Here is a 24,281-nt window from a genome sequence, read left to right as displayed (position 1 = left end):
CCCCCTTTGAGCAAGCATGATGCCAAGGCTAGATGCTGGCAGAAAAATTGCTAACAAAAACTACGCACATTTAATTATACAAAGCGGCGAAGCCTGCCCACCGCAGCGCCGCCGGAGGCATTCTTGGAAGATTTATTAATATATGTAGGGGCGTGGTTTATCGCCGGGGTGGTCAATCATATTGCGGGATTGGGCGCAGCCATGGTTGCCATGCCCATTGTAGTTCCTTTCATTCCCTTAAGCGTGGCGGTCCCCAGTTCAACGCTGATCGTGCTCAGTATCAATTTGCAGCTGGGTTGGAATTTCAGGGAATATATCCAGTGGACCGACCTGCGTTTTATCTTTCTCGGCGGCATCGTTGGAACCGTGGCCGGGGTTTATTTGATTAGCTCCTTGCCCAATGAGACTTTGAAGATGCTGATGGCGGTTTTTTTGATCTGCTACGCGTTTTATGCCCTGTTCCTTGAAAAAGGAGGTCCGGGGGGCATCAATTCCCGCTGGGGCATGCTGGCCGGGAGTCTTTCCACTTTTTTCGGATCGGCCTTTGGGTTTAACGGTCCACCGCTGGCTGTTTATACGGCCATGTCCGGTTGGACTGCGGATGCGGCTAAGGGTACGTTGGGAGCATGTTTTATCCTGACCGGATTCGCCATACTTTCCGGGCAGATAGCTGCGGGCTTGCAAAATGCACAGACTCTGGCCTATTTTCTGGCAGCCGGTCCTGCTGCTTTGGCCGGTGGCTGGGTCGGTATCCGCTGCTCCCGTAATTTTAAAAAAGAGACCAGCCGCAAGGTGCTTTTGGCACTGATTTTATTCGCAGGCAGCTCCATCCTTTATTCCTGCATTTAAGCTACAGGATTTCAGTCATGAAACAAGAAGACGCTTATCCAAAAAGAATTTCCCAGAAATATAAGTATGTAATATCCAACTACCTTTGTCAGGTCTTTGATACCATGAGTGACGGCCTTTATATCTCCAACAAGGACGGGGAAACACTGGCCGTAAACACCATGTATGAAAACCTGACCGGCCTTGAAGCCCGTGAACTGCTGGGGCGAAATGTTAAGGATTTGGTCAAGGATGGTACTTTCGACGTCGCATTGAATGCGGAAGTGGTGAAGAACAAGAAAAGTGCCACTACCGTGCAGATAACCGGAAAGGGCCGCAAAGTGGTTCTCACCGCCCATCCCATATTTGATTATGATGAAGATGTGGAGCTGGTGGTTACCTATGTGCGTGATATTGCACTTATTTCTCAGCTTAAGGATCAGGTTGCGGCTCAGCGTCAGCTTATTGATAAATATCAGCACGGCATCAACCAAAAGTCCGAGACCCTTTATCTTGCGCCGCAAAGCAAGGTTATGAAGGACCTTTTTGCGCAGGTTCAGCGGGTTGCCACGACTGATGCCACTGTTCTTTATCTCGGTGAAACCGGGGTAGGTAAAGATGTCATGGCCCGTGAGATGCATGATCACAGCAAGCGTAAGAAGAATTCATTTTTCAAGGTCGACTGTACCTGTATTCCGGAAAATCTCATTGAATCGGAATTGTTCGGTTACGCGCCCGGAGCATTTTCCGGCGCGGATTCAAAAGGCAAGCTCGGGCTTTTTGAGATGGCCGACAAGGGAACCCTTTTCCTCGATGAAATCGGGGAACTGCCCATGCCCATGCAGGGCAAGCTGCTGCGCGTTTTGCAGGACGGGGAAATTCAGCGGGTCGGGGCCACTAAAACCCGCAAGATTGATGTGCGGGTCATTGCCGCCACCAACCGTAACCTTGAGGAAGAGGTCAAGAACGGTAATTTCCGTAGCGACCTTTTTTACCGTTTACAGGTTGCGGTCATCAACATACCTCCCCTGCGCGATCGTGGTGAGGATTTACTGGCTATCATCAGATTTTTCCTCAAGCAGTTTAACACCCGCTACAAAAGGCAGGTCCGCCTTTCCGCTTATGCTGAAGAGGTCATGCTCAACTACCGTTGGCCCGGTAACATTCGTGAGTTGGAGAACCTGATTCATAGCCTCGTTGTGACCTGTGACAACAACCTGATCCAGATTGAAAACCTGCCCACGGCCATGATCGAGAAAAGTGCTGTTTCCAAGGTCTCCAGCGGGCTGGAGTTGAACATGGACGGTTACGGAGGTAAGGATCTCAAGGAAATCATGGCTGAGTTTGAAACACAGGTGTTGCTGAACGCGGTCAAGATTCACGGTTCCATCCCCAAGGCTGCCAAGGCCTTGAATGTTAACCGGACCACTGTTTTCAGGAAGCTGAAGAAGGCCGGGGTTGAGGTTTAATTGGAGTCGCAGACGAAGTCTTTGCCTATGACTCCATTTCCTCCAGCATTGTTTTTATAGCCTTCATAGATTCTACAAATTCATCGAATTCAAGGGACTTGATGATAAAACCATCTATTCCCAGCCCGCTGGAGATGGCTTTGTCTTCCTCTCTTTTGGATGTGGTGATCATGACTACCGGAAGTCCTTTGAGATTCGGATTTTTACGAATTCTTTCCAGAACCTTAAGTCCATTAATCTTGGGAAGGTTGATATCTAATAGCAGCAGGCCGGGACGGGGATATCTTTCGGTGTCACGGAATTTTCCTTTGCCCTGCAGGTAATCAAGGCATATTTCCCCGTTGCTGACGATGAAAAGTTGGGTGGCAATTTCCAGCTTTTCCCACGCCCTTCTGGCGGCAACAATGTCATGGTCATTGTCTTCAGCCATCAAAACGACAATTTCCTGCTTACTCATAATTACATCCCCTTTTTGATTAAATTATTTTTCCGTGTGTTGCGGGAAGGGTAATAAAAAAGACGGATCCTTGGCCGGGTGTGGATTCCAGCCGGATTGAACCATCCATCACTTCCACACATTTTTTTACAATGGCCAATCCGACGCCGGTCCCTTCGTATTCGTTTTTAGTGTGCAGTCTCTGGAAGACCTTGAAAATCTGTTGATGATATTGTCCGTCAATTCCGATTCCATCATCCCGGACCATGATTTCAACGTGGGCATCAGAGAGACTCCAACCTGACACTTCTATATTTTTTTCCGCAGAAGTATTAAATTTTATGCCGTTGGTTATGAGGTTGGTAAATATTTGCCTGAGCATAATCGGGTTTGCTGTTACGGAAGGAATTTCGTCAGCGATACTGACAGTTGAATTGTGGGGCAGCTTTAGGCCTTCCACTATTTCAAAGAGCATGCTTTTTACATCTACCTCAATTCGTTCTGTGTTTGTCCTGCCTATTTGAGATAATTCCAGAAGATCGTCTACAAGCTCGACACATTGTGCGACAGCTTTGTTTAGCCCTTTAAGGTGTCCGGATACTTGGTCGGGAAGTTCTTGGTCTGCCATGTCCTCGTTAATAAATGTTGCGTAATTGCTTATGGCCCTTAAAGGAGATTTCAAGTCGTGGGAAACCACGTAGGCGAACTGGTTGAGTTCTTCATGAGCCCGGGAAAGTTCAGTAAATAGTCTGCGGTATTTTTCTTTGCTTTTTTCCAAAGCCTTTTCTACTTCTCTGCGGTCGGTAATATCCATGAAAGCCCCGATCAATCCCATGGAATTGCCGTGTTGATCGTAAAAAACATCCTTTGCAAAAAGAACCGATCGTTCTTCACCAAATTTAGTTACAACTATAGCCTCATACCTTTGGTGTTCCGGATTCTCCATAAGCTCCAGATCCCTCTGGTGATATATTTCGGCTATGTCTCTAGGAGCCAGATCAAAGACTGTTTTACCTGCAATTTCTTCTGAGGTGGGTCCGATCATTTCGGTAAAGGCCGTGTTGCAGCCCATATAGTGTCCATGGCGATCCTTATAAAACACAGGGATCGGGATGGCAGAAAGAAGTGATTTGATGAATTTTTTTTGTTCTTCCGCCTTACGTTCATTCTCTTTGCGTTCAGTAATATTTTCAAACAGAGTTACAAAGCAGTCCGGCTTATGGGAGTACACAAAGACTTTGAATGTTTTCTGCATGGGGACAAATTCCAATTCAATCTTTTGAGGCTGGTCATTTTTAATTGCAGCCAGAAATTCTTTAAGGAAAGGAGCTTCTCCAATTCCGTATACTTCACTGGCCTTACGCCCTTCTACGCTCCCTTTTTCGTAGTCAAATATTGTGTAATAAGCTGGGTTTACGTTAGTTATTATGTAGTCCGTAGCCTGCCCCGTGTAATCATAAACAAGTTTATGCTCGGCAATGCCGAGGAAAGATTTTTCGAAAAGAAGTTGGGTGTTTCTTTCGCTTATTTCGAGCTGTTCTGTCCGTTCCTGAACCCGCCACTCTAATTCCTTATTGAAGTTGGTTAGGTTTTGGTAACGCATGAAGACAAGGGTTCCAATAAACAGGGCTATGATGATGCCTGTTCCAATGAGCAGTCGGGGAGTAGTCCAAAATGGATCAGCTTTCCCGTACCATTGGGAATAGATTCTTTTGTATTGGGAGGTCGTTACAAATTCGCGTACAGCCTGGTTTAATTTGTCCTGAAGGGCAAAATTACCTTTGGCAACAGCAATACCGCGGGAGATTTCTTTCAAAGGTCGACCCACAACTTTCAATCTGTCGGAAAGTCGTGATTGACGGGCGAGCATTTCTATTACCGGACGCGGGAATACAAGGGCGTCTGCCTTGCCTGAAAGCAAAAGCATAATTGCTTCAGATATGGTGTTGGCAAAGACCAGTTCGATGTCTTTTTTATCCTTGAGGAGAATGTATCCGACGTTGAGCTTCATAACGGCTACTTTTCTGCCGCTTAGGTCCTGCAGGGACTTGATATTGTGTTCAGCATCACGGGTGAAGATGGATACGGGGAATGTCTCAACCGGGTCTGTAAACTCGGCGAAATTTTTCCTGCGCTGGGTGATGCCCATATTGGGGATTGCGTCAACAGTTCCGTTTTTCAGCGCTTGCTGGGCCTGCTTCCAGTTAGGGTAAATGATATATTCCGGAGTCAGGCCTGCGAGTTCAGCAACCTGATCCATTATGGCTATGGCAAACCCTGCGGGTTCTCCCTGGTCTGTTAGCGAGTACTGGGGAGGAAAGTTTTCAAGAGTGGCTACACGGATGGTGCTGCTAAGTTTGTCCGGGGTCGCGTGGCAAAGGGACCCAGCCCAGAATATTATGGAGATAAGCAGGATCAAAAGGTAGAGACGACTAAGGTGTGGCTTTAATGTGTCTTGATTAATCATAAGCGTTCATGTCTTGGGATTGTATTCTGTAAAACAGTTAAGTGCTATGGGGATTCATTGAAATCATACCATGACAGGATGCAATGCAACAAGTTAAAGCGGAATGATTTATAACTGAAAAGAATCACGCTGCATTGACAGGTGAACCATCTTTGCTAAGGTCTGGTAGTATTCGTATACTAAATCTTAAGGCGGGAATCCCTCATGGATAATGCAACTAAAGTTGTTGAGGTTGAACACTCAACTGTATTTGATTGGTTTGATTACGTTAAAGAATTAGGTCTGGATGTTTGGCAAAATGGAATACCGGGAGTAAGTCTGATCAATATCGGGCAGGCTGTTGGGGTCTTTCTTTTTTTTATAATTCTGCGTCGGTTTATCACGAAATTTACTATGAACCGTTTGCAGAACATTTTGGAAAAGCATGAGACACAAGGCGGGGGTAGTGTTCTCAAAGCTCTTGCAGAACCCATCCGTTTTATTCCGGTTGTGCTGGGTTTGTTCTTTGCTGATCAGTGTCTTGATTTACCGCTGCCTGTGGAAAAGTTTACAAATACCATCGTTAAGGCTCTAATTCTATTCGTAATTTTTTGGTCAGTATTCAATCTTGTTTCGGTAGCAACCAAAATTTTTCGAAAGCTTGAGAAGGTGCTGACACCTTCTCTTGTCGAATGGCTGATTAAGCTGATTAAGTTTCTCGTTGTTCTGATGGGTGTTGCAAGCATCCTTGAGCTTTTCGGTATCGATATCGGACCGATTCTAACTGGTCTCGGGCTATTCAGTGTGGCTGTTGCTCTGGGGGCAAAGGATCTCTTTCAAAACATCATTGCCGGAATTTCTATTATTGCCGAAAGCCGTTTTGATGTTGGGGACTGGGTCACTGTTGATGGCAAAGTGGATGGAACTGTTGAATTCATCGGATTTCGATCCACTCGTATTCGCCGTTTTGATAAGGCTCCTGTGTATGTCCCGAACTCAGCTTTATCTGATAACTGCCTGATCAATTTTAGCAAGATGACTCACAGACGCATCTTGTGGAATATCGGGGTGGAGTATCGCACAACTACAGAGCAGTTGAAGCTTATCCAGGAACGGGTGATGGAATATATTTCGAGCAATGATAATTACGCGCAAGCGCCGGAGGTTTCCACCTTCATGCGTGTGGTTCAGTTCGGGGAGTCATCCATAGATTTTCAGCTTTACGCATTTACCAACACTACCAATTGGATGGATTGGCTGAAGATAAGAGAAGATCTGGCCTATCGCATTAAAGAGATAGTTGAAGTCGAGGCCGGGACATCTTTCGCTTTTCCCTCACAGTCTATTTATGTCGAGTCTGTTCCCGGAGTGGTTGCTGAGAATTTTACTCCACCCGAGGATTAATCGGGGTTTGAATTGTATTAATGATTGGGTAAGGGCTTGCGAGTTTTCGCAGGCCCTTTTTTTATGGCTGTGTGTGATTGCTCTTTTTTCGGTGATGTTGCTAAAAGTGTCAGTACAAATTCAATAGTAATGCAGGAGTTACAATGGCGGATTACAAATCATATTTGGATAATCTGGTTGAGGGAAAGCCTGTGGACAATCCTTTTTTGGATTTCATGGGGATTCAGGTTGAGGAAATACGGGAAGGGTATGCCCGCTTGAGCATGGAGATCAGACCAGAATTTTTACAGGGCGCAGGCAACATCCAAGGTGGATTATCCATAGCTCTATCCAGTGAAACCGCTGCCCATGCGGTAATGACTATCCTTAATCCCGGTGAGGATATGGTCACTGTTGAATTAAAAAATAATTTTCTCGCCACAGCTTCAAAGGGGTGCCTTGTCGCAGAATCTACCATTTTCAAACGTGGACGGACCTTGATCATTGTGGATTCTATTGTCCGTGATGAGCAGGGTAAGGATATTTCGCGGAGTAGTGCTACTTTGATGGTGCTTGGGGGGAGGTAGTAGTGGGGGCTGTATATTGTTTTATTGGTTGTTTAAATAATTTTTCAGGAAGTATAATAAATTGTTCGGCATAGATTGGGATATTTCTAATACTTTTGTTGAGGCTGATGATTTTAATGATTTGAAAAAAAAATTGGTTCCACTTTTATATAAACAAGTCTTTCATTCCACAGATGAACATGGGTTTCATGGCATTCTAAAGACAAAAGAGATATTATCTGGACCGGATTGCAAGATTAAACGGCAATGGCCTAAAACACCGGCGTACTTTTATGAAAAGGGCTTTGTGAGTCTTTGCGATTTTTATCATCCTAAAAAATGTAGTCATATTCGTGATGGTTATAGGAAATATTCTTTTTTTAGGCATGGTCATAGTAATACCACATACTTACTTCTTTTAAAAAAAGAATATTATAATAAATTGATAACTTGGTATGATATAAAAGCAAAAGATGATTGGGTTGGAAAACAAATTGTGCCATATATTGAGTCTGGTTTAAAATCGCCTATTTCATTAAATTGTATTTCCCAAGTCATTAAGATCAAACTTTGGGAAGAACCATATTGGCCAAGTAGGTTTCAGCCTCAGTGAAATGTGTGGAAATTACGTATGAAAACCCAAAAAATGCGCCCCGCAACAAAAGTTGCGGGGGGATTTTGGTTTGCCGACCTTAACTACTCTGCCGGGATGTCCCCGAAAACAGGGAACGTGAAGGGATGGTGGTCCGGGAACATCCCGTGGTGCTGCAGAGTGGAAAGACTAACCCGTTTTCACGGCCGGAGATGGCGGTCTGCCGGTCTTAAACAGGAGCGGATGCAGCCAAAGATGATTCGATTGCACTCAAATCCACAAACCACACACATCCGCTCCCATTAAACCACGGGTTAAAAATTATTGTATTTGTCCTCCAAAACTTTGATCTTGGCGAACACTTCACTGTCCAGCTTTTCTGCACTGTCGAGCGGGAAGTCTCGACTTAGGTTCTCGTACTTGGGCTGGCCCATGCGGTGATATTCGAGGGCTTCGTACTCACATTTCTCGCCGGGAAGTTCGGAAATGAAGTTGATGATATCCAAGACATCTTTTTCCGTGTCATTGAAACCGGGAATGATGGGGGTGCGGACCCTGATCTTGAGTTTGGGGAAGTGCTCTTTGATCATTTTCAGGTTCTCAATGATTGCCTTGTTGGAGTGCCCGGTGAATTCCTTGTGCTTGACGCTGTCCATGGATTTGATGTCGTACATGAGGGTGTTCACGTAGGGCAGGCAGGCTTCAAAGGTTTTCCATGCAGCAGCACCGCAGGTTTCCACCGCAGTGTTGATGTGGCGGCGGCGTGCTTCGCGGAGCAGGGAAAGAGCATAGTCCGGCTGGGCAAAGGGTTCACCGCCGGAAAGGGTCATGCCTCCGCCGGAGCGGGCGTAGAACATCTCATCTTCTTCAACGCGTTTGAGAACCTTGTCCACAGTCTGTTCTTCACCGTAAACGATAATGGCATCGTTGGGGCAGGCCTTGGCGAGGTGTAACTCGTTCTTGGCCAGATCGTGATCAAGGTCGATCTTGTCGTCATCACCGAAGGTGATGGCGCCGGAGGAACAGTGGTCTACGCAACGGGTACACTTATCAATACCGAGACACTTGTTGCGGTTGTAGGCCAGTTCGGGCTGGAAAATCTGTGATTCCGGATTGGAGCACCATGCGCAACGCAGGGGACAACCTTTAAGAAACACGAGAGTCCTGATTCCGGGACCGTCGTGAACGGAATATTTCTGGACGCTGAAAACTATGCCGGTCTGTTTTTTATCAAGAAGAGAACTCATTTGTGTGTCTGCCTTATATAACCCGAGGTTGCCTCTACGACGGACGGGGAAGATTTAGAAAGTGTGTAAGTTTTATGACTTTGCACCCAGCTGGAATCATCAGTAGCGAAGTCCGATAAAAGTTTTTGGGATTCTTAAACCCTTTTTTCAAAAAGGGTTTAAGCCCCCGGAGGATCGCCGAAGGCAAAATTAAAAGTCGGCGGGCTGAGGAGGATCAGCCCGCCGACCGGACTCACTAGTGAGGCCAAAAGGGGTGTTGATTTATCTCAATACTACTAGATGGTTTCGTGTGCAGTTCTTCTGATCAGGTCGTCCTGCAGGTCTTTGGACAGGTCGCAGAAGTATGCGGAGTAACCTGCGATACGAACGATCAGGTTGCGGTACTGCTCGGGGTTTTCCTGAGCTTTTTTCAGAGTGTCCGCGTTAACTACGTTGAACTGGATGTGCCAGAGGCGCAGGTCGCAGTAGGTGCGGATGAAGTCTACCAGCTTCTTGGTGCCCTCTTCGCCTTCTACGCACTTAGGAGTGAACTTGATGTTTACCAGACGTGCTGCACGTTCACGGTAGTTGAAGTTCTTGGTGGTGTAGTTGGAGAGCATAACCGCGGTGGGACCGTTCTTGTCTGCACCGTGGGATGCAGAGGAGCCGTCGGAAAGCGGGGTGTATGCGTAACGGCCGTTAGGAGTAGCGGATACAACCTTACCGAAAGGTACGTGGGAAGTGAAAGGCACGTAACGAACGTCGAGGTGTACGCCGAGTTCCATCTGGTATTTCTGTGCGAAAGATACGCAGAGTTCGTCGAGCTCTTTAGCAATGGAATCCGGGTAAGGATCGTTGTTGCCGTAGCAGGGAACGTTCTGGAGCATTGCGCGAACATCTTCGTGACCTTCGAAGTTTGCCTTACAAGCTTCAACTATCTGTTCCATGGTCAGAACCTTGTCTTCGAAGACGAGTTTCTTAATGGCAACGAGGGAGTCAACAACGGTTCCGAGGCCCATGAATTCGAAGTAACCGAGGTCGATTCCGCCGGGTACGTCGGGCTGGTGCAGGTCGGTGCAGCTTTCCATGCACAGGTCGTGCATTGCGGAACCGAAAGGTGTTGCGAAGTGGTTCTTACGCAGACGGATAACGTTAGCCTGCTGAACGAAAGCGTTCTTCAGGAAGTTGTTATGCTGTGCTTTGTATGCATCGTAAAATTCGTCCCAGGTCTTGAAGGAGCAGGGATCGCCGGTTTCGATGGAGAGCTGCTTGTCGCCGTATTTGAGCATCTTTCCGTTGTAAAGAACCATCTCAACTGCTGCTGCGAAGTTGATGTAGGGGTTACCGGAAGTGTAGGTGTCGCGGTTGGGCATTCTGATTTCTGCGCAGCCGGATACAGCGTAGTCGTAGATTTCTTCGAATTTTGCGCCTTTGGAGAGGTGCAGGGGAATTACTTCTTCATCGTTGATCAGTTTCGGGAAACCGGAACCTTCTTTGATGGTTTCAGCAACTTCAGCGAGGAAACGCTCGGGGGAACGTGCGTGGATACGTGCAGCGAGGTCGGGGTAGTGGTGCGGGAACTCACGCTTGGAACGCAGGAAGAGGTAGGTGAGATCGTTGGTTGCATCAACGCCGTCCTTGGTCTGGCCACCGACGGTAACAGCTTCCCAGTGTGCGTAGCCTTCGTTGAATGCGCCGCCCTGAGGGGAGATGTAGAGGTCGATGAACTGAGCCATGCCTACGTACATGCACTCGATGAATTCGATAGCCTTGTCTTCGTCAAGGATACCTGCTTCAACGTCCTGCTCGTAGTAGGGGTAGAGGTACTGGTCCATGCGGCCGTTGGAAATGATGGTACCGGTCTTCTGCTCAAGACGGGAGAACATCTGGGTGAACCACTGGGACTGTACTGCTTCGTGAAAGTTGGTAGCAGGCTGTTCGGGAACCTTGCGGCATACTTCTGCCATGGTTTCCAGTTCAGCTTTACGGGTAGGATCAGTTTCAGCTGCAGCTTTTTCAGCAGCGAGGTCTGCGTGGCGGTTAGCCCAGAGAACTACTGCGTCGCAGATGATAATGATAGCTTCGAGGAAAGGAATGTCCTGAGTATTGGCTTTGGGGGAGAAAGTATCGATGTTGTCGAGTCTTTCCTGTGCTTCTGCACGGATGCCGCCGAAACCACGCTTAAGGATCTTTTCGAAGTCGTGAACCCACTGCAGGGAGGAGCGGAAAGAAGAGGTTTCGTTAACGATGAAGCGGGAGATCAGGCCTTCGGGATCATCGTAGGTGAGGGTGTGAACTTCTTCGGGCAGAGCCTGGTTCAGTGCTTCGTGGTAGGTCTTACCTTTCCAGAAAGGAGCGATTTCTTCGATAACGGTTTTAGCGTCTTCTTCAGTGATGGAGAAGGGAGAACCGGAACGCTTGGGCAGTTCTTCGACAGCCATGTCGAGGAAGTCACCGTCGAGTTCGGGGTAGAGGATGCCATAACGGCCGGGGTAACCAGCGCGACCGCAGAGCAGGTTGTCATCATCAATGTATACAGTGATGTTTTCAGCAACGTTCTTCATGGCCTTGGCCCAGCGCAGGATCAGGGGCTGGCCTTCGGTTTTTTCCATGGACTTGGTGAAGTAAAGAGCGCGCTCTACGTCAATAGCGGGCTTCTGGTTCTCGATGGTATCGAGAATTTTGAAAACGCGCTTGTGAGTTTCGCGGTAAGGGTTAGCTTTACCTGCAATCTTATCTTCGAGCATCTGCTCATGAGGTGAACGACAGCATTCCATTTGGATTCTCCTTCTATGTTTACTGTGGAAATTTTTGACCACAATTGTGGGCGAATTGTTTTTCCCTTGAGCATGGAGTGTGCCAAAATGAACAAGCTTCATAAGATGTCGTAAATAAAGGCTTTTTTAAGAGGAATGATTTTCGGACGATATTGGTGTGGAAATGGCCTGATGTTGCAATTCGGAAACGAGATAAGGGTAAATCCTGTTTATCCAAGTAAAACGGGGAGTAATCACTTTGTGCAGTTTTGCAACCGGACTTGGGCGGGTGCAGTTTTGCAACCATACTGCCAGCGGTTACGAAAAGTCCTCGGAGATTCTCCGGTTTGATTTCTGAAGAAGCGGCAGAAATAGGCAGTATCAGCGTAGCCGAGGTCTAATGAAATGGCTTTTATGGTTTTATGGGTAAAGGCTAGTTCTCTGCGGGCTTCGAGAATGATCCGGTCATGGATGAGCTGAGTTACGGTCTTGCTGAGATAAAGCCGGGTTAGTTCGTTGACTCTTTTGCTGGTCAGGGAAAGTTGTTCGGAATAGTAACCGGCATCCTTGTGGTTCATGTGCTGTTCCTCAATCAGGGCCAGCAGCTTTGTAATCCGCTCATCTGAAAAATGCGGACCGTCCTCGCTGCTGTTCTGGTAGCGGGTTAGGTAGCGGATGAATGCTGCCAGCAGAATGCTGAGCAGGGAATTGTCCGGCTCAACTGTGCCGAGTTCGTTGTTCATGATGGTGATGAGTTGCAGGAGTTCCTGCCTGCCCGGATTATCAATCTGTAAGGGAGGATTGTGGGTCGGATCGGGCCGGAAGAGCTGTTTAAGGTCCTGCTGGGTTCTGTGGTCAGAGTTTAAGAAGGAGCCATCAAAAGATATGGCGTACAATTTATGCGGCAGATCCCGGCAATGATGGACCTGTCCCGGGGGAATGCAATAGATCAGTCCCGGCTGGAGCGGGTATTCAATAAAGTCTACGCTGTGAGAGCCTTTTCCTTCGAGAGTCCAGAACATTTCATAATATTCGTGGCGATGGGGCGAAAGAGATTGCGGCTCCATGCCCCGGTCCAGCAGTTCTATGTCCAGATGTTGCCCTTGGGGCAGATTCTTCACTTCTATCATTTTTCGATTTTTATGGCCGGCTTGATGTCCAGCAGGGTGGTGCCGTTCAGGCAGTCCAGTCCTTTGACTGCTATTGTCCCATCCTTAATGTTTATGATTGGAGTTACGGCAGCTCCAATGGGATTCGGGCGATGGGGAGATCTCAGGGAGAATGTGCCGACCATTTCTCCACTGGTTTTATTCCGTTTGTGTTGTGAAACTAATGTTCGGTCTGTGTCGTCCAGCCAGTATAGAATGAGAATGCTTTCCCCCGGCTTCAATCCCTTAATGCCGGCTTTGTATTCTTCATCAAGCAGCAGCCTGCAATCAGGTCCGTTAAAGTCAATGTTGGCCGGGCATTCATCTACGGTATTATAAGGGGTGGCTATATGGCCGATAGATTTCAAATCAGCATTCATGGTATTATCCTCACATGTTTTGAGTGGTTTTGATAGCACTATATGCTGATTGAGGAATTGTGTTGAGGGTAGAAGTGATGAATTTGTGGTACAATTTGAACATGTTTATTCTCTTTTATCTCATGTCTGGGGAATCTTGACCATCGGCTTGTAATGAGTGGCCTTAAGGCACCAAAACCGGAGCTTTTAAAAATATTCTAATTCAAGTAAGTCTGAACTACTTCATTTGAGAGTTTTAAAGAATGGCCCGGAGGAGAGATGTCTGAAGCGCAGTTGCAAGAATTTTTGATTGCCGTCAGCAGAGAGTTGCTGAAGAATTCTGAGATAAGATTGGCTTTTCAGGACTGCCTGTCTGTTTTGAGAAATTATATCCCGGCGGATTACATCAGTTTACATCTATATGATGAAGGTTTGGGGATAATTGAGACAGTTGTTGATGCGACAATTGATTCCTCGCCGGAGATAAGTAAAACCACCGTTCTTACGCCTGAAGCACGTGATATTGCATCCGCAAGCATTGAATTTATTGATCCGGAACAGCCATATGAGATCATTGACCGTCTTGGAGATTCGGTAATGGCCCAGCAATTGGGCCTTGATCTCGGGACTCCCGATTCACCCAGTCTGGTTTTGGACCTGTGTCGCGATGGTGTGTATCTCGGCTCAGTCGCTCTGACCGCTGAACCCGGAATCCGGTACACACATGAACACGGTAGTTTGATGACACAGATTCACGATACCATGGCTTGCGTTGTCTCACAGTTCCTAAGTTCACGGGAATGCATCCGTTTGAGGGCCAGCCTTGCCGACCGGACCAGACTTTTACAGGGGAAGTTGAATAATTCTTCTGATTTTGGGGTCGTTGGTTCAGATGGAGGGCTTAAAGAGGTTTTTGATTCCTGCAAGCAGGTTGCTCCGACTCAGGCCCCTGTGTTGTTGTTGGGCGAGACGGGGACCGGTAAAGAAGTTCTGGCCGGTGCTATACATCGGCTTTCCAACCAGAATGAAGGACCTTTTGTTAAAGTTAATTGCGGCGGGATTCCTTCGACCCTGCTGGAAAGTGCTCTTTTTGGGCACCGTAAGGGGGCTTTTACCGGTGCCACAAAAGATGCCGTAGGATATTTTGAGCGCGCCCGTGGAGGGACTATCTTCTTGGACGAGATAGGCGAGCTTTCACTTGAGGCTCAAACGCGGTTCTTACATGTTTTACAAGACGGCAGCTTTGAGCGTGTCGGTGGAAACAAGCCCAGAGTTGCGGATGTTCGGGTTATTGCCGCTACCCATCGTAATCTGGAAGAGCTTGTGGAGCATGGGGCCTTCCGGCAGGATTTGTATTTCCGCCTTAATGTTATCCCAATTACAATTCCGCCGTTGAGGTCGCGCAGGAACGATATCCCGCCGCTCACATCACATTTTATCAAGAAGATTGCCGGTGAGATGAGCTTGGCATCCTTACCCGTGTTAGCTCCCGGAGCCATAGATTCTTTGTTGGTATACAGCTGGCCCGGTAATGTCCGTGAACTTGAAAATGTCATTGAAAGGGCTGTCATAACCCAGCGCGGGGTACCGCTGAATTTCGAGTTATTTGAACAGCCGGACCAATGTCCTATTATTAAAGATGAATCTGACTTGAATTTTGAGGCCGCAATTGTTGATGTCCTCATTCGGGCATTGAAGCGTTCAGAGGGGCGTATTGAAGGCGAGGGCGGTGCGGCAGAGTTGTTGGGGCTTAATCCACGTACCCTGCAAAGTAAGCTCAAGAAATTCAATATTCCCTTCGGGCGCAAGGCTTTGGGATTGTATAAAAAATCTGATTAGCTCTGAAATATAGTAGTTTTAAGTATGATATTTAAGAGTCGGTAGTCGCGCTTGATATTCTCTTCATTTTAAGCATTTGAATTTTAAGTTAAAATAAGCGTGTGTTCTGTGGCATAGCTATTGCTCATATGTGTGCGTTCTGTAAGAAAGCATTAGTATGAGGGGTGTCTTATGTTGCGTTTGGATTGCTTTGAGTTAAAATCTCTGTTGTTTTTGGTCTTGTTCTTCTGTTTACCTTTCGATTTATATGCCAGCGATCCTGCTTCTTCATGGGTTGAAAATAGTCCAGGAGCATTGAATTGCGATATGCTGGGGCTGGCAACCCATGATGGTCTTGGTACTGTTATGGTCGGTAGGAATGGCAAGTCTTATTATATGACTGCTGCTGTAACCAAAAGTAACAATCCTTCATGGACAGAATGTGTCTCTCCTACACAGAAAGATTTTGTTGCCGTAGATCGTGGAGACAGTTGTTTTATGGCCCTGACTGAGAACGAATGGTACGTCAGCAGTATCTCCGGGAGTACCTTGAGTTGGGTGAAAAAAGGGGAATGTTCAGTAGCGCAGGATGTCTGCGGTCCGCTCGTAGGAGTGTGCCATGCAGACGGTGATGTTTTTGTGGCAGTGACTTCTAAAGGCTATTTGTTCCGTTTCAAAGATACCTCGGAGTCCAACGTCGGCAACAACAGGTTGGGCGATATGTGTGCAGCTGGTAAGGTTAAAGGGATCAAGAATCTTCGCCAATATCATGATCATAATGAAAAAATGTTTTATTGTTACGGCTATCCCGGAGCTGACGGCATTAACATTTTACGAATAAGATTTGACGGAACAGATTTGAATTCCAGTCCAGACTTGCAATCCACTATAGCTATTAAGGAAACAGGGCAACCGATTGAGATAAATGATCTCTGCCTTATTACACATGACGGGGTCGCTGTTGCCGGACAAAACGGGGTATACGGTCTTGTCCGGGATAATATGTTTTATGCTGATTCCAGTCCCCGTGACTTTACCTCCGCTTCATTCTTATCTGTACCTGTTACCAATAGTTTTAAATCCGTTTATCTGCATAATCCCGGCTCCGGCTATATGGACTATTACGGTTACGCGGTATGTGAAGGTGGACGGGTTTTCTGTACAAGCAGGATATTTGACATGGGCCAAGGTGTATATGTGGAGAGTGTGACCGAAGTTGCCGCCAATATATATTCGGATAATTTTAACTCTGTGGCCTATTATTTGCCTTGCACCAGCACGAGTGGCAGGCATTTCTTTGCTGCCGGAAGTAACGGTCTTTCCATATTTATTATCCATAGTTATTCTTCAGGATTTATTTCCCAAAAAAACTCAGTTCGTCAGACTCACCTTTTTTCAGCTCAAATATAAACTCTTTTTGTTCCAGTTCCGAAAGCAGGATTTTTGCCGGAGGGGATAACGGTATGCTTTACAGGGGAGACAAGCAGGCTGACGGTTCTTTTCTCTGGACCAGATGCAGGGTTGGCCAGTTGGGAACAGGGAAGATTTACGCCATCCATTTCATTAAAGGTTTTGTTAACGTTCTTTATGCTTCCGGTGCCGGGAAGATACGGGCCATGAAGCTTGATACAGACGGTAACTTCCAGTCCCTATCTACGGAAGTTACAGCAACTTACAAGAATAGTGCCTCTTTTACGGATACGCCGGAAGATTATCAGCTTTATATGGGGACAGAGGCCGGGACATATGTTCTGAGGAATAACGCAGCTGATTTAGATCCTTATAGTCCTCGTCCAGCTATGAATTTCGCAGCCTTGGAGGCAACGAACCCCGGCAATCTTTTTATGGCTGAGCAGAGCGGAGCGGATTCAAAAATATATAGCTCTGTTAACGGGGGGCTTGGTTTCACCACTCAGTTGCTCAAGACCTATTCGGATACAATCGTCAGCTATATGCTGCTTGTGGGCGACGATCTTTATATTGCAGGCAAAGATAGTGCCGCAGATAAGGCGTTTCTGGCAAAATATGACGGCACATCCTTTACGGAGTTTCCTGCTGGACCAGCCGGAGTCGAACTGGTCAAGCTCTGGAGTTATGGAAAGTACATATATGCCCTTGGTGATTCCAATCAGGGATACGTCTATAATTACAACACAGAAACACAGGTTTGGACTTCTGAGCTAGTCAATGCAATTCAGTTTTATGGGTTGGGCGGGTCCGGTGAAGGCGGGTTCCTTTTTGCCGGAGGAGATAACGGAAGGGCTTTCCGGGCCAAGTTTGGAAGCGGAGGCGGCGGTGAAGAAGCCTCAACCGAAGTCCTTCCGGCCACAGGGGAGGATGCTGACCTTATTGCTTCCAACAATCCGGTGAAGAGAAGTTCAGCGGAGCTTAAAAAGCAATTCAATACTGATGAAGGTTTTAATCCTTTGGGTAATGTGGAAGATTTTACCACCAAGACAACCCTTGCTGCCGGATCGGTACACTGTTTCAAGTTTAACGTAACTCCCGATGTTGCTGTCCCGGTCAACGACTGTCATCTCTACAAGCTTATTTCAGCGAGCAGTTCAAGTACTGACTACACCAGATTGAACGGTATTCCCGCGCAGGCCGATTACGCTCACGGTACTTACTGGCTGACTGACCCTGAAGGCGTAGTGAAGGTTTCCGGTGAACAATTGCAAGCGGGAACAACCTATACGGTCTTTTTCGTTATTGAGGATAATGGCGCTACCTATGACGCCGATCCTGCACTGGGGACTATTGCCGACCCCACGGTCTTTGGATATTCCGGTTCCGGCGGAGGAGGGGGTTGCGTTTTGTATCCGGGACATGATGAGCGCATGGACCTGACGTGGATTCTTTTCGGGATTGTTCTGGTCGCTTACTTTGTTCGAGGTTTGTACTACTTCCTGAAACGGACTTGATAAGCAAAGCCCTCCGCAGGGAGGCGCGGAGGGCTGATTTCGCGAAAGGGGTTTTCGCTTAAGGGGTATATGGTTCTTTCAAGGAGTTATGCGCTGAGTGCAGTCAGTACTACTTCCTTGTTCTCGCTGAAAGAGAGGGAAAAGTCTTTTCCGTATTTGGTGAGGAAGTCTTCTTCGGCGATAAAGGGAACATCGCTGACTTCAATCTGTACGTCTTCATCTTCATCCGCTTCGTCAATGCCCAGACCGAGCACGATTTTAGCGTGTCAGCCGCCGCCTACTTTGTATTCTCTAAGGCGCACACAGGATTCTTCATCTTCGTCTTCAAGCATATCCCGGAGCTTTTCAAGCATCTCTTCGGGAACAGTTACGTTAAACATATTCTCTCTCCATTTATGTTTTTTTATATCAAAGCGGTCTGGTCCGCTGTTGATTCCTTTAAGAAAGGTCCGGAGCCGTGCTCTTCATGCTGGTTTACAGCTTCCGGGTTGAGGAGCAAACGGGTGCAGATGGCTGCTGCAGATTCTACATAATCAAGGCAGATGCCCTTGGTTTCTGCTTCATGATCGCGGTCCCGGCTTAAGATCCGGCAGCAGACTGATCCGTGTTCAGCCATGAAGCGGTCATGCAATTCCTTGGAAAGGGAACGAACCTGATCCTCGCCAGCGGGGAGTGGACCTTTGCCGAGGATCAGGGATAACCCCATGACCGCGCCGGACAGGGCTCCGCAGACACAGCCTGCGTCACCTATGCCGCCGCAGAAACCTTTGCTCAGCGCAATGACTGTCTCTTTGCTCAGACCTCCGCCGAATTCATGATTGATGGTCCAGAGCACTGCTTCGGAACAGCACATGGCATCGCTGCCATAAAGTTCCTTGGCCTCACGCCCGGTGGATTCGCAGATCAGCTTTTCAGTCATTGAACAGTTCATTTTACTTTGCGCCGATAAAAAAATTAGATGATCTCGGTCTTCAAGCCGTGGTCGGCAAAGCGTTTGAAAACCACATCCAGCTGTTCCGGGGTGTATTCCCGGTCCATTTTATATTTCCAGCCCAGTGCGGCGTATTTGTTGCGGCCGAATGCATGACAGGGCATTACTTCCACCTTGTCCCGTCTGTATCCTTTCAGGAATTCGGCCATGGCTGCTATGTTTTCTTCGGAATCGTTCATCTCCGGCATGAGCGGCATGCGGATGCGCACTTCCTTGCCTGAAGAAAGGGCCGCGCCCATGTTGCGTAGGATGATTGCGTTATCGACCCCGGTCAGCTTTTTATGTTCTTCCGGGTCCATGTGCTTACAGTCGAAAAGGAATAAATCTGCAAGCTCAATGGTTTTGTCGAAACGCTCTTCCGGGCAGTAGCCGCAGGTATCAACGGTTACGTGGTAGCCCTCGTTTACCGCAGCTTCGACCATATCAAGGAAGAACTGTCCGCCGGAGGTCGGCTCGCCGCCGCCGAAAGTCACCCCGCCACCGGAGTTGTCGTAGAAAAGGGCATCCTTGCGGACCACATCCATCACTTCTTCAACGGTCATGGTCTTGCCGGACATCTCGCGGGCTTTGCCTGCGCAGTTCTCAGTGCAGGCTCCGCAGTTGGTGCACTTATCGGTATCGCGTCCGAATTTGCCGTCAATCTCGGTGACGGCACCGTTGGGACAGACTTCAGCGCATTTTCCGCATCCGGTGCACAGTTCGGAAAAGCACATCATCTGCGGCTTGACCTTCTGTGATTCCGGGTTGCTGCACCACAGGCAGGTCAGCGGGCAGCCTTTCAGGAAAACAGTTGTGCGCAGTCCCGGTCCGTCGTGAAGCGACATACGCTGAATATTGTAGATCATCCCTTGGCTCATTATGGTCTCCGCTTTTGGTTTTTCAGGCCTTGCGCGGCGGACTGAGCCGTCGTGAAGGTCTGCGAAAGGGAGAGAGCGCGGGGACGCTCTCTCCTTCGCAATATGATTATCTTTTAACTAGCAACGTCCGGCGTCGTATTCGGTACGTTTGATGATTTCGTTCTGTACGCCGCAGTCCAGTCTGGTGAAGTAGGCACTGAAGCCAGCAACACGGACGATGAGGTCGGAGTAGTCCTGCGGGTTCTGCTGCGCATCTTTGAGGGTGTCGGAGCTTACGCAGTTGAACTGGATGTGGGAGCCGCCGAAGTCGCAGTAGGTTTTGATCAGGGAGATCAGGGTCTTAGCGCCCTGAGGACCTTCCAATACGGAGGGGGAGAACTTCACGTTGAAGTGGTTCGCGCCGTAGCGGACGGTGTCGATTGCTTCAGCACCGGATTTGATCAGTGCGGTGATACCTTCCTTGTCAGTACCGGGCATTGCGGAAACACTGCCGTCGGTAAGGGCCACGCCTGCTTTACGGCCGTTGGGCAGTGCGCCCATGAGTCCGCCGAAGTAGTTGTGGTAGGACAGGGAGTATGCATCCAGAGGGGTGCGCTGTCCGAAGCAGTCCGGACCCTGAGAGTGATGGATTTCATCTACATCGCGGTAGAAACGCTGTACGAATGCCTGTACGTCTTCGTAGTCGTTACCGTGTTTGGGAGCGTCGAAGCACATCTGGCGGAGTTCATCGTAACCTTCGAAGTTTGCCTTGAGTGCTTCAATCAGTTCTTCCATGGTGACTGCCTTGGTATCGTAAACAAGGTGCTTGATAGCGAGGATGGAGTTCGCAGCGTCAACACCGGCAGTCATGATGGGGTTAACCTGCGGGTAGCGGGTTCCGCCTGCTTCTTCGCACATACCTTTTTCGATGCAGCCGTCGTACATGGCGGAGCGGAATACGCTCGGTACAACCTGAAGGCGTGCCATCTGGCTGAGATCGGAGTGGGCACGGGAAACACGGAAGAGGTTGTCCAGCTGTCCTTTTACGCCTTCGTAGAGGTCTTCGAAAGTTTCGAAGGTAGTAGGGTCACCGGTTTCTGCGCCGACCATTTTCTTGGTCACGGGGCATTTACCGTTGTTGAGCACCAGTTCAACTACTTTTGCGAGGCAGGGCTGGTCTTCCTGAGTAATGAAGCTACCCTTGCCGCAAACACCGGTGGATACGCAGCCGTAGTTACCGCAGTTACGCGCATCTTCAAGGGTGATGCCGTCGGGGTACTGGGCAAAGCGGGCGAGGGTGCGCTGGATAACAGCGTTGTTGTTCAGGATTTGGGGCTGGCCGGAACCGCCGCGAATGCATTCAACAACTTTCTGCATGTAAGAATCTTTAAGCTTCGGATGGTAAAGCAGGGTCAGGGTAGGCTGAATGCTCTTCATCTGAATTTGGGTTTCGAGCATGAGCTCTTCCAGTTCGGTGGAAGCATCGCGACCGTCTTTGTCTACACCACCGATGGTCATGGACTGTCCGGTGTGGCCGGAAAGGGTCAGTGCGTAGGAGTTACCCTGGTATTCACCCAGTTCAAGGTGGCGAATCCACTGGAACTTGAGCATGGTCAGGACCTGCTCGCGGGTCAGGTTGCCTTCATCAATGTCTTTCTTGAAGAAGGGGTACATGTACTGGCCGTAGCGACCGGGGGAAACAGCGCAAGCCATCTGCTCGGTTGCCACGCAGAGGTGGGTGAACCAGAAGGACTGGATAGCTTCACGGAAGTTGCGGGCCGGATGCTCGGGCACGCGGCGGCAGATTTCTGCGATTTCGAGCAGCTCTGCTTTTATTTTGGGATCGGACTCGTCTGCTGCGGTCTGTTCTGCGAGATCAGCATAGCGGTGGGAGTGTTTGATTACCGCTTCAAAGGTGATCAGCATGGAACGGTAGAGATCGATTTTGTCTCTGTTTGCAAGAATGTTCGGGGTCTCGGTGAGACGGGTGCGCACATCTTCGATGAGATGGCGGATACCTTTGTTCAGTACCAGACCGTAGTCTGCAATACCGGAACCGGAAGCAACGGAAACGTTTTCGTAGTACATGCCTGCTTTGGCGTACTTTTTAGCGCTTTCACCGTATTTTTCCTTGTACATCTTGTTGTTCTGGTCGATGCAGGTGCGGCCTTTCCAGAGCTTGTAGGTCTTTTCGAGCAGTTCCTGGGTTTCAGCGGGAATTTTCATCTCGCCGAGGGAGGCCATTTTAGCCATCTGCATTTCTTCTTTGATCCAGGAGACGTTCCATTCGGGGTAGGCGTAAACACCCGCGCGGACACCTGTAAGGGTACCTACGATGGGGTTGCCGTCGAGAAAAATTTTTTTCTGGGTCAGTACGCGCTCGAGAACTTTGGCGCGGATATATACTACAGGTTCACCCTGATGTTTTTCATATACTTCGTTCAGGAACTTCAAACGCTCGGGGTCCATGATCTGGGGAGCGTTCATGAGAAAATCTTTGAGTTCCTTGACGCGGTCTTCGGCTGTATCCCAGTTGATGCCGTATCCTGCGGCAGTCTGGGTTTCTTCTTTTGCAGACAGAGTAGTATTCATTTCCATCTCCTGTAATTGTGCTATTGTTTTGGTCTTTCTAGGTAGATTGAAAGTGTTGTTCGTTCGCTTGTTAATTTCGTCACTAGCACGGGCTGTGCCAGAGATGGTTTTTTTGCTAAATTTTATCTTTAAGGTCTTGAAATAAAAGTGTTTAAATGTGCACAAGCGAGTCGTTGCGAGTTAAAGTGGTGAAAAAACAAAAAGAAAGAAATTTTTCTTTTTTAAAGAAATTTTTTGTTTGCTAAAAAATATTTTTTTAATTATCGACCCAATCAACTGCCGGAGGTCAGGACTTGTCTTGGGCCTTTCCGGGGAAAGAGAGAGGTTGTGAAAAATGTATTTTAGCAAGGACAAGTTTTTTAATGTCAGCCGTGCCAGCATGCTGACTCCGGAGATGACCGCTATCTGGGATGATCTGGGACTTGGCGTGGCCGTGGTGGATGCCGAAGGGTACTGTGAATATATGAACCCTATCCAGCGCAGGGCGGACGGTTTTAACCGTATCCATGTGGAGGGGCAGCATATTACCAAGCTCTATGTGCCTCATGAATTGGATTGTATTCCCACAGTAGAATGTCTGCGTAAAAGCGAACCTATCCTGCGCAAAAGTTATTTTTACAAGACCACCAACAATTACCTTGCCGGGACTGTTTCCGACTTCTTTCCGCTCTACGATCAGGGCCGCAAGGACGGGGTTATTGCCTTCACTCTCTGGACCGGATCAGTCCCTTTGGGCGGTACCAAGAAGCGGTCCCGCAAATCTGCTTCCCGCGATAAAGACTATTCTTATTACACTTTTGATTCGCTTGTGGGTGAGGATGAGTCCCTGCGCGAAGTTCTGGCCGAGGCCCGCACTGCCGCCAAGTCTTCCTCCCACGTTATGATTTGGGGTGAGAGCGGTACCGGTAAGGAGGTCTTTGCACAGGCCATCCATATGGAAAGTGAGCGCCGAGAAAAGCCTTTCATTGCTGAGAACTGTGCGGCCATTCCGGAAAACCTGCTTGAAGCCATTCTTTTCGGCACTTCCAAAGGTGCCTATACCGATGCCCCGGATAAGCCCGGTCTGTTCGAGGACGCCAACGGCGGAACCCTGCTTCTTGATGAGCTTAACTCCATGCCCCTCGGCTTGCAGGCCAAGCTTTTGCGTGTGCTGCAGGAGAAGCGGGTGCGCAGGCTCGGATCACAAAAGGAAATTCCCGTGGATGTACGGGTGATCAGTATTCTTAACGAACCTCCGCTCAATGCTGTCAGCGAGGGCATTCTGCGCAGTGACTTGTTTTACCGTCTGGCCGTTGTCGGACTTGCCATTCCGCCTTTGCGTGAACGCAAGAAAGACCTGACCGTGCTCATCCGTTCTTTTATTGCCCGCTCAGAGCAGACAAATTCGCCTGGTCTGATCGGGGTTGAACCTGATGTTGTGCAGATGTTTCTTGATTATGATTGGCCGGGTAACGTGCGAGAATTATTGCATGTTATTGAAGGTAGTCTGGCCTTGCTGGGCAGTCGCACTTCCATTGGCGTGGACAGTCTGCCCCGTCATTTTCGTGAGGCCTGCGAGAGGCCGGTCATGTCTGCGCCAACCCTGCCCAGTGAAATCACACCGCAGCAGGGTAATGATTCCATGCTTGGTAAGAATTTCTTTGATTACAACATGATTAAGCGTAATAGCGTGGTGCCGCTCAAAAGCTGTGTTCAGCAGTATGAGACCGAGTGCATCAGGAATGTACTTAAAGTAACGGGCGGCAATGTAGCCAAGGCCGCCCGGATAATGCAGATAACTGGAGCCGGTTTGCGCTATAAGATTCAGCAATTAGGAATCGAAGACGATTATTAAGCCTTCGGCGACCCTGCCGAGGGCCTTAAACCCTTTTGCAAAAGGGTTTAAGAATCCCAAAACCTTTTATTTCGGCT

19 protein-coding genes are annotated in these 24,281 nt (G+C 48.4%); 9 read left to right on the top strand and 10 right to left on the bottom strand.

Annotated features, from left to right (window positions below; all coding sequences use genetic code 11):
• Window positions 1-123: 123 nt before the first annotated feature.
• Window positions 124-849 carry a sulfite exporter TauE/SafE family protein gene (locus ACO05Z_RS18360; RefSeq protein WP_421903634.1) on the top strand — a complete coding sequence of 242 codons (726 nt, stop codon included), beginning with the start codon at window positions 124-126 and terminating at the stop codon, window positions 847-849.
• 17 nt (window positions 850-866) lie between these two features.
• Window positions 867-2,297, top strand: a complete 1,431-nt coding sequence (locus ACO05Z_RS18355; protein WP_421903632.1) for a sigma-54 interaction domain-containing protein — start codon at window positions 867-869, stop codon at window positions 2,295-2,297.
• A gap of 25 nt (window positions 2,298-2,322) precedes the next feature.
• Here ACO05Z_RS18355 and ACO05Z_RS18350 read toward each other — a convergent pair whose 3' ends face one another.
• Together ACO05Z_RS18350 and ACO05Z_RS18345 are read right to left on the bottom strand one after the other, a co-directional pair.
• Entirely contained in the window at window positions 2,323-2,754 is a 432-nt protein-coding gene (locus ACO05Z_RS18350) for a response regulator (RefSeq protein WP_421903631.1), read from the bottom strand.
• Between the two features lie 19 nt (window positions 2,755-2,773).
• Window positions 2,774-5,200 (bottom strand): ATP-binding protein, encoded by a 2,427-nt coding sequence (locus ACO05Z_RS18345; RefSeq protein ID WP_421903630.1) that lies wholly within the window; start codon window positions 5,198-5,200, stop codon window positions 2,774-2,776.
• Window positions 5,201-5,404: 204 nt separating this feature from the next.
• On the opposite strand from ACO05Z_RS18345, the gene ACO05Z_RS18340 reads away from it, so the two are divergent.
• The 3 genes from ACO05Z_RS18340 to ACO05Z_RS18330 all read left to right on the top strand — a co-directional run bounded on the left by ACO05Z_RS18340 (window position 5,405) and on the right by ACO05Z_RS18330 (window position 7,741).
• Window positions 5,405-6,583 carry a mechanosensitive ion channel family protein gene (locus ACO05Z_RS18340; RefSeq protein ID WP_421903629.1) on the top strand — a complete coding sequence of 393 codons (1,179 nt, stop codon included), beginning with the start codon at window positions 5,405-5,407 and terminating at the stop codon, window positions 6,581-6,583.
• Between the two features lie 143 nt (window positions 6,584-6,726).
• Window positions 6,727-7,149: a PaaI family thioesterase gene (locus ACO05Z_RS18335; RefSeq protein WP_421903628.1), complete on the top strand. Its 423-nt coding sequence runs from the start codon at window positions 6,727-6,729 to the stop codon at window positions 7,147-7,149.
• A 61-nt stretch (window positions 7,150-7,210) separates the two neighbouring features.
• The gene (locus ACO05Z_RS18330) at window positions 7,211-7,741 is read left to right on the top strand and encodes a hypothetical protein (protein ID WP_421903627.1); all 531 of its coding nucleotides are present in this window, start codon (window positions 7,211-7,213) and stop codon (window positions 7,739-7,741) included.
• A 293-nt stretch (window positions 7,742-8,034) separates the two neighbouring features.
• Here the strand turns inward: ACO05Z_RS18330 and hpsH are convergent, their stop codons facing one another.
• The 4 genes from hpsH to ACO05Z_RS18310 all read right to left on the bottom strand — a co-directional run bounded on the left by hpsH (window position 8,035) and on the right by ACO05Z_RS18310 (window position 13,230).
• A complete protein-coding gene (gene hpsH / locus ACO05Z_RS18325) occupies window positions 8,035-8,967 on the bottom strand; it encodes a (2S)-3-sulfopropanediol dehydratase activating enzyme (protein ID WP_421903626.1) in 933 nt (310 codons plus the stop codon).
• A gap of 275 nt (window positions 8,968-9,242) precedes the next feature.
• Window positions 9,243-11,723 (bottom strand): (2S)-3-sulfopropanediol dehydratase, encoded by a 2,481-nt coding sequence (hpsG, locus tag ACO05Z_RS18320; protein ID WP_421903625.1) that lies wholly within the window; start codon window positions 11,721-11,723, stop codon window positions 9,243-9,245.
• Window positions 11,724-11,956: 233 nt separating this feature from the next.
• The gene (locus ACO05Z_RS18315; protein WP_421903624.1) at window positions 11,957-12,832 is read right to left on the bottom strand and encodes a helix-turn-helix domain-containing protein; all 876 of its coding nucleotides are present in this window, start codon (window positions 12,830-12,832) and stop codon (window positions 11,957-11,959) included.
• Window positions 12,829-13,230, bottom strand: coding sequence for an SAM-dependent methyltransferase (locus ACO05Z_RS18310; protein WP_421903623.1), 402 nt, complete (start codon window positions 13,228-13,230; stop codon window positions 12,829-12,831). The genes ACO05Z_RS18315 and ACO05Z_RS18310 overlap by 4 nt, the downstream gene beginning before the upstream one ends.
• A gap of 258 nt (window positions 13,231-13,488) precedes the next feature.
• Between ACO05Z_RS18310 and ACO05Z_RS18305 the strand changes: the two genes are divergently transcribed.
• The 3 genes from ACO05Z_RS18305 to ACO05Z_RS18295 all read left to right on the top strand — a co-directional run bounded on the left by ACO05Z_RS18305 (window position 13,489) and on the right by ACO05Z_RS18295 (window position 17,951).
• Window positions 13,489-15,048: a sigma-54 interaction domain-containing protein gene (locus tag ACO05Z_RS18305; RefSeq protein ID WP_421903622.1), complete on the top strand. Its 1,560-nt coding sequence runs from the start codon at window positions 13,489-13,491 to the stop codon at window positions 15,046-15,048.
• 171 nt (window positions 15,049-15,219) lie between these two features.
• Window positions 15,220-16,437, top strand: coding sequence for a hypothetical protein (locus ACO05Z_RS18300; RefSeq protein ID WP_421903621.1), 1,218 nt, complete (start codon window positions 15,220-15,222; stop codon window positions 16,435-16,437).
• Window positions 16,438-16,490: 53 nt separating this feature from the next.
• Window positions 16,491-17,951 (top strand): hypothetical protein, encoded by a 1,461-nt coding sequence (locus tag ACO05Z_RS18295; protein ID WP_421903620.1) that lies wholly within the window; start codon window positions 16,491-16,493, stop codon window positions 17,949-17,951.
• An 86-nt stretch (window positions 17,952-18,037) separates the two neighbouring features.
• Here the strand turns inward: ACO05Z_RS18295 and ACO05Z_RS18290 are convergent, their stop codons facing one another.
• The 4 genes from ACO05Z_RS18290 to ACO05Z_RS18275 all read right to left on the bottom strand — a co-directional run bounded on the left by ACO05Z_RS18290 (window position 18,038) and on the right by ACO05Z_RS18275 (window position 22,370).
• Window positions 18,038-18,331 carry an ErpA-related iron-sulfur cluster insertion protein gene (locus ACO05Z_RS18290; RefSeq protein ID WP_421903619.1) on the bottom strand — a complete coding sequence of 98 codons (294 nt, stop codon included), beginning with the start codon at window positions 18,329-18,331 and terminating at the stop codon, window positions 18,038-18,040.
• A 23-nt stretch (window positions 18,332-18,354) separates the two neighbouring features.
• Entirely contained in the window at window positions 18,355-18,882 is a 528-nt protein-coding gene (locus tag ACO05Z_RS18285) for a C-GCAxxG-C-C family protein (RefSeq protein WP_421903618.1), read from the bottom strand.
• Window positions 18,883-18,905: 23 nt separating this feature from the next.
• The gene (locus ACO05Z_RS18280; RefSeq protein ID WP_421903617.1) at window positions 18,906-19,799 is read right to left on the bottom strand and encodes a glycyl-radical enzyme activating protein; all 894 of its coding nucleotides are present in this window, start codon (window positions 19,797-19,799) and stop codon (window positions 18,906-18,908) included.
• Window positions 19,800-19,916: 117 nt separating this feature from the next.
• Window positions 19,917-22,370 (bottom strand): glycyl radical protein, encoded by a 2,454-nt coding sequence (locus ACO05Z_RS18275; RefSeq protein ID WP_421903616.1) that lies wholly within the window; start codon window positions 22,368-22,370, stop codon window positions 19,917-19,919.
• 334 nt (window positions 22,371-22,704) lie between these two features.
• Here ACO05Z_RS18275 and ACO05Z_RS18270 point away from each other — a divergent pair, with 334 nt between their 5' ends.
• Window positions 22,705-24,204 carry a sigma-54 interaction domain-containing protein gene (locus tag ACO05Z_RS18270; protein ID WP_421903615.1) on the top strand — a complete coding sequence of 500 codons (1,500 nt, stop codon included), beginning with the start codon at window positions 22,705-22,707 and terminating at the stop codon, window positions 24,202-24,204.
• Window positions 24,205-24,281: the final 77 nt, after the last annotated feature.

It is taken from the genome of Maridesulfovibrio sp. (assembly GCF_965230075.1).
In the GTDB taxonomy this organism is placed as follows: domain Bacteria; phylum Desulfobacterota; class Desulfovibrionia; order Desulfovibrionales; family Desulfovibrionaceae; genus Maridesulfovibrio.
The sequence above is the reverse complement of the archived record's forward strand: the minus strand, read 5'-3'. Positions and strand labels throughout refer to the sequence as shown.

What these genes read in the sequence shown, in the direction of transcription:
- ACO05Z_RS18335 (WP_421903628.1), top strand. Translation starts at nt 6,727, where the DNA reads ATGGCGGATTACAAATCATATTTGGATAATCTGGTTGAGGGAAAGCCT.
- ACO05Z_RS18340 (WP_421903629.1), top strand. Translation starts at nt 5,405, where the DNA reads ATGGATAATGCAACTAAAGTTGTTGAGGTTGAACACTCAACTGTATTT.
- hpsG (WP_421903625.1), bottom strand. Translation starts at nt 11,723, where the DNA reads ATGGAATGCTGTCGTTCACCTCATGAGCAGATGCTCGAAGATAAGATT.
- ACO05Z_RS18270 (WP_421903615.1), top strand. Translation starts at nt 22,705, where the DNA reads ATGTATTTTAGCAAGGACAAGTTTTTTAATGTCAGCCGTGCCAGCATG.
- ACO05Z_RS18355 (WP_421903632.1), top strand. Translation starts at nt 867, where the DNA reads ATGAAACAAGAAGACGCTTATCCAAAAAGAATTTCCCAGAAATATAAG.
- ACO05Z_RS18280 (WP_421903617.1), bottom strand. Translation starts at nt 19,799, where the DNA reads ATGAGCCAAGGGATGATCTACAATATTCAGCGTATGTCGCTTCACGAC.
- ACO05Z_RS18315 (WP_421903624.1), bottom strand. Translation starts at nt 12,832, where the DNA reads ATGATAGAAGTGAAGAATCTGCCCCAAGGGCAACATCTGGACATAGAA.
- ACO05Z_RS18300 (WP_421903621.1), top strand. Translation starts at nt 15,220, where the DNA reads ATGTTGCGTTTGGATTGCTTTGAGTTAAAATCTCTGTTGTTTTTGGTC.
- ACO05Z_RS18310 (WP_421903623.1), bottom strand. Translation starts at nt 13,230, where the DNA reads ATGAATGCTGATTTGAAATCTATCGGCCATATAGCCACCCCTTATAAT.
- ACO05Z_RS18350 (WP_421903631.1), bottom strand. Translation starts at nt 2,754, where the DNA reads ATGAGTAAGCAGGAAATTGTCGTTTTGATGGCTGAAGACAATGACCAT.
- ACO05Z_RS18275 (WP_421903616.1), bottom strand. Translation starts at nt 22,370, where the DNA reads ATGAATACTACTCTGTCTGCAAAAGAAGAAACCCAGACTGCCGCAGGA.
- ACO05Z_RS18295 (WP_421903620.1), top strand. Translation starts at nt 16,491, where the DNA reads ATGCTTTACAGGGGAGACAAGCAGGCTGACGGTTCTTTTCTCTGGACC.
- ACO05Z_RS18305 (WP_421903622.1), top strand. Translation starts at nt 13,489, where the DNA reads ATGTCTGAAGCGCAGTTGCAAGAATTTTTGATTGCCGTCAGCAGAGAG.
- ACO05Z_RS18345 (WP_421903630.1), bottom strand. Translation starts at nt 5,200, where the DNA reads ATGATTAATCAAGACACATTAAAGCCACACCTTAGTCGTCTCTACCTT.
- ACO05Z_RS18285 (WP_421903618.1), bottom strand. Translation starts at nt 18,882, where the DNA reads ATGAACTGTTCAATGACTGAAAAGCTGATCTGCGAATCCACCGGGCGT.
- hpsH (WP_421903626.1), bottom strand. Translation starts at nt 8,967, where the DNA reads ATGAGTTCTCTTCTTGATAAAAAACAGACCGGCATAGTTTTCAGCGTC.